This is a genomic window from Veillonella sp. AS16 (genome assembly GCF_000517785.1).
GTDB lineage: Bacteria > Bacillota > Negativicutes > Veillonellales > Veillonellaceae > Veillonella > Veillonella denticariosi.
The window spans coordinates 1-2118 of the sequence record NZ_AZYX01000002.1 but is presented as its reverse complement, the minus strand read 5'-3'; the positions used below and the strand labels follow the sequence as shown (position 1 = coordinate 2118).

Sequence of the window (2118 nt, the reverse complement as noted above, 5' to 3'; positions counted from 1 at the left end):
TATTGCATTCCCCTTTCGCAGGATACTAGCATATCCCTCACAATTAACGCTCGTATGACGATGAAGAATACTGAGATCAGGTATCTCGCACGGCCATGACAACCGATCAGCCCAATCTGTTCACTCCACCCTCGGTGGTCCATTTAATAAGCTGCGTACTACGGGTTCTCAGCTAGTCCCGCTCTCTGTAAGTGCATTTCCTATTTTTATCTCCACCGCATCGGTTTCTAACAGGCGAGTATAAAATTATAATTTGATTATACGGTTTCTATAGAATAAAAATCAAGGAATTTTAATCACCTACCTGTTATTCTGGCATGGAAATACCTTTGATGTACGATCCTATATATTGGACATACTTCATTCAAACACACCTCAAATATTTATTAATTCCAATCACTTTTTCTGCCTTTGTAAGAATTTATAAATAGATTTATCTATTTCATCTAATTCATCAATATGATATACAACTTTAGAATCATCTAATGTATAGTACTTCTTCATATGCTTAATTAATACCTCTGACTCAATATTTTTCATAGAAAAAAATAAAATACACTTATTATTCTCATCCAAAACTATCATATTGTCCTTACATAATAAATAAAGATAAGAATTCCAACACTTATACTTTATTTCATAAGCATCAAAAAAATAAGGGAATTTAGAGTTAGAAAAACTAATATCAGATACGATAAATTGATTACCAAATCTACTTATATGAAGTTCATTTTTAACACCGAACTCTGAAACTACACTTCGCCCAGTACTATCATATTGTGAAGGTTCATAAGTAAACATATAAGCTATAAAAGTTGTTATTAAACCAGTAAAAATAATTAGTACAACTAATAACTCACGCATTATATTCTCCCACTAATGTTAGCTTGCCATCCAAAAGGCCTTATTATTCCATATATTTGATCTACAACAGCAAAATTATTAATCACATTAGTCACTGTTTTATATAAGCTATCTGAAATCGATAATTTATGTATTTCAAAATTATATGCATCACCTATAACGCCTCGATATGACATACTACCATCAACATTATGTGTTAATAATAAAGCTGTTTTAACAATCCCATAAGCTAAATGTTGATCTTTTGTCGCTCGAATTCCATTATACTCATTATTATAATCAATATATCCAGATACCACCATTGATTTTCCAGGCGGAATTCTAACTCTCATCTCAGCAATTTGTGCCTGAAAATGATAACTATTTTTAAATACAGTCGCTACAGGGCTATCATTATTATAATATTGAAACTCACCATTGCCCCAAACTGCTTGTTTTAATAAAAAGCTAGCTGCTGGTAATCCTGACTTTTCTGCAGCAAAAGCAATCATATTCTTCTCGCTAGTTGGATCAGGTATACTAAGAATTGGTTCACTAGCTATTAATTCACTTTTAATTTTTTGATGCATGCCTTCAATCGCCCGGTCTAAAGATTCATCTTCATCAAACTCATGTAAATGATTATCTCTAGTCCCATACTGCGCTTCGGCCGCTCCGGTAATAACAGGTTTCCCTAATCCCGCATTTACTACTGCCCCTACCCCGGCACTGAGCCATTGCGCCACAGCAGGATTTGTCTTAGCCACCTTTTGAATTTCACCAATTAACGCCTCATTAGTAACTCCCGCATAGAAACCGCTACCCGCCTTATTACCGGCAACTCGAGCGGACACTTCCGCCACCACACCGTGAGCAATCGCTTTAGCCGCTTTCTCTTCTTTGGTTTTCGGTTCCCAATAATGCAGCTGTTCAAATGCATCTTTAGCAAAGAGTCGGGCTAATTCCTGTCGTTCCTCGACTTTCTTCTTATCAAAGATCTTGTCCAGTTTATTAAGACTATTAGCGGTATCTCTAGAGTTCGAACGTATATCTACAAATTCATCATGTACAGTTATTCTACCATCAGCAATAGCAGATTGGGGAGGGCTATGTACGGGCTTCTTAGATTCAGGTAATAATTTCGGTAAAAGTCCTAGTGAATTATATACCGCATCTTGTCCCGCTTGACTTAGTGACTTAAAGTTTCCTATATGGTTATAACTGATGCCTGTATTCTTCGAGGAATACTCAGCCGTATTTTCAATATCTTTCATA

General features: G+C 35.6%; 1 protein-coding gene and 1 pseudogene. Both read right to left on the bottom strand.

Going from position 1 to position 2118, the window contains the following annotated elements; genetic code table 11:
* Nucleotides 1–396: 396 nt before the first annotated feature.
* On the bottom strand, nucleotides 397–864 hold the full coding sequence (locus tag HMPREF1521_RS00020; protein WP_038114303.1) for a hypothetical protein: 468 nt from the start codon (nucleotides 862–864) through the stop codon (nucleotides 397–399).
* Nucleotides 864–2118 (bottom strand): annotated as a pseudogene (locus HMPREF1521_RS09070) (hypothetical protein); the annotation flags it as partial. The gene HMPREF1521_RS00020 and the pseudogene HMPREF1521_RS09070, both read right to left, overlap by 1 nt.

Coding starts and splice junctions, on each gene's coding strand:
- HMPREF1521_RS00020 (WP_038114303.1), bottom strand. CDS start 864: ATGCGTGAGTTATTAGTTGTACTAATTATTTTTACTGGTTTAATAACA.